At 39.9% G+C, this 2590-nt stretch carries 3 protein-coding genes and 1 pseudogene; 1 reads left to right on the plus strand and 3 read right to left on the minus strand.

Translation table 11 applies throughout. The features are described 5' to 3' along the window. From AB7U21_RS11800 to AB7U21_RS11810, 3 genes and pseudogenes are all read right to left on the minus strand, one after another. A pseudogene (locus AB7U21_RS11800) lies at window positions 1-421 on the minus strand (hypothetical protein); the annotation flags it as partial. A gap of 227 nt (window positions 422-648) precedes the next feature. Continuing rightward, window positions 649-1701, minus strand: a complete 1053-nt coding sequence (locus AB7U21_RS11805) for a DUF7544 domain-containing protein (RefSeq protein WP_428389281.1) — start codon at window positions 1699-1701, stop codon at window positions 649-651. A 49-nt stretch (window positions 1702-1750) separates the two neighbouring features. Next, window positions 1751-2119, minus strand: coding sequence for a methyltransferase family protein (locus tag AB7U21_RS11810; protein ID WP_428389283.1), 369 nt, complete (start codon window positions 2117-2119; stop codon window positions 1751-1753). 137 nt (window positions 2120-2256) lie between these two features. Between AB7U21_RS11810 and AB7U21_RS11815 the strand changes: the two genes are divergently transcribed. Then, window positions 2257-2412 carry a hypothetical protein gene (locus tag AB7U21_RS11815; RefSeq protein ID WP_333787263.1) on the plus strand — a complete coding sequence of 52 codons (156 nt, stop codon included), beginning with the start codon at window positions 2257-2259 and terminating at the stop codon, window positions 2410-2412. Window positions 2413-2590: the final 178 nt, after the last annotated feature.

Here is a 2590-nt window from a genome sequence, read left to right on the forward strand (position 1 = left end):
TCTTCTCTGAAACAATTACTGATCCTTTCATCTGTGTACCTTCTATGACAAAGGTATATGTTCCTGTGTCCTGGAAAGTGTAGGCGAAAGACTTACCATAATAAATGGTCTGGGGTTCCCACAGCCCATCATCACTTACCAGAACTATTGGCTTCTTTGGCCTTTGGAGATTGGTCCATGTGACCGTATCCCCCACTTCGACCTCAACGATTTCAGGACTCAGAGTATGTATCACCACGAATTTGTCCTGCGAGGAAGATGCCTCTTGCACTGAGGCATTGTGATCAACATCTACTATACTCACTGACCCCCCATACTGGGAATAAAAAGTGGACTCAGCACTTCCAGCAGTAACAGTGATTCCCACGAATAAAACAAGGATCAAAACAGTTAATGCCATTGATCTTTTGTATAATTGCATCTATTATTCCCCCAATTAAACCGGCCACTGGCCGAGTTCAGATGTATCCAACCTTATCTTTTCCCCATTTTGCCGATCGGACCTGAACGTTTTAAAAGCGGCAGAGAGATATTTTCTACCGCTACATTACAATTAATTAGTAGACTTATATATAGTATACGTTCAAGCAGATAATTTTTAAAATTTTAAAAAAATAACAAGAAATTACTGAAAAATAAATAAAGATGTCAGGTCAACGACACTATTGCTTGCTCTGTGTTAATGTCAATCCCCTGACCAAAAGGAATGTCTGCTTCTGGATACCATTTTCCCACGAAGGACAGCATGTGGTACTTTAGGAATGCCCCAAAAGGCATGCTTACTAAAGCCATGGCAATTATGAAAAGAATCACTTCAACCAGAACTAAAGGTACAAGAACTATCCACTCTGAACCCGATAGAACCAAAGACAACAAGAAATAGACAATTAAATCCAATATAAGGAAAGGTATCAATGTCACCAGAAGTACAAGCATTAAGGCAATCAGGGCCACTATACCTACTATGATCCCCAGAACTGCCCTTCCGACCCAATAAACAATTATCTGTTGCCAGTCAAGCTTGAACTTCCTGAAAACCTCCAAAATAGCTGACAGCACACCTATTTTACGGTACATTGCTACAGGTATGGACATGCTTATGAAGGAGCCCAGAACAGAGGCAATGATCACAAAGACAATGAGCAGAAACACGATCATCATCATTCCGCCGATCAGTGACAGCCAGAGATTATCACCCGATGGCATATCATATATAAAGATAAAAGGGAGTACGATAAGTGCAAGCACTAACAGAAACAGCAAAAGTGCTGCGATCCTGATAAGGAATAGCTGAAAACCCGTTCCAAGGAAACGGCGGGTATATTCCCAGAACCTGACGTTATTGCTGACAAGAGACTCCACCAGCACGAATTCCATAACACTTGAGATATACATAAAGACAATTATCAAGAGAAGTATTACCATTATGACTGCCAGCACTGCTGCACTGAACATGAGATCAATTGCATCATCTATTGTATCAAGTGGGTCGTAATCCGAAATATAATCTGAACCATATCCCGAATCCATACCCGAATTTGAAAAAGAGTTGAACGAATTGCCTCCATGACCCGACCCTCCACCCACGAGCATGAGGATTATAGCAAGTTTGACCCATTTCCAGAGATCAAAGGGCTCAAAAAGACACCGTTTTGTACGCTTGTAAGCAACCTCAACTGCATCTATTACGTACCAATCCATATGAGGAAATATATGTAGTTACAATAAATAGTTTATCGCTGCTGGTCAATCATATCCAGCGGTGTACTTTCGCCCTATACTTGTGATATTCTGGTCCAAAAGACATCTCAAGATTCTTTTCTTCAACAGGAATGAATAGTTTTTCCATTAACAGAAAGAACACTACCGGATAAACCAGCGTGATCAATGAGCCAAGATATAGGAAAAGACCCAGCAGTATGATGACCATGCCAAGATACATAGGATGCCTGCTAACCTTGAATGGGCCTGAGACCAATAAAGTAGTGGGCATTTCATGTGGTTTTACAGTTGTCTTTTCTTTCTTGAAAAGAGCATCTGTCCATATGTTCAGCCCTGCTCCGACCACAACCAGGATAAAACCAAGATAATTGAATGGTTCTGGAACTACGTGTGCCATAGGAAATAGGAAATGCGAAACTATTGAAAATAACATTGATAATGTGAAATAGGTTGGTGGTAAGAACTTTGTATGCATTCTTTTCATCTTTTAAAAGCAATCTCACAATATGAACAATATATCTCTGTTTTAACAATATGCAGCTAGTATCCTATATATTTATCCGGAATGATGAAAAAATCTGTACGAAAGGAAAGGCTGTTGCAGGATATGATCAGGAAATAGACCCTGCATCCAGGTTATCGGTAAAGGGGATTAAGTATCCAGATGAAAAAGGGAAATACACTATATAGCCATTGATTGAATGTTTACAAACCCATCACAATTCCAGCAATTTTTTCTATTTCTGACACTTACTCTTATCTACAATGAGAACGAATCCTTAGCCATATGCTGGGTCGTTTCAGGTACAGGGATGAAACCTTTTATGGAAATGTGGATGGGAACAAAGTAATCGGAAAAGGTAATGTT

Source organism: Methanomethylovorans sp. (genome assembly GCF_050177135.1).
Classification (GTDB): Archaea; Halobacteriota; Methanosarcinia; order Methanosarcinales; family Methanosarcinaceae; genus Methanomethylovorans.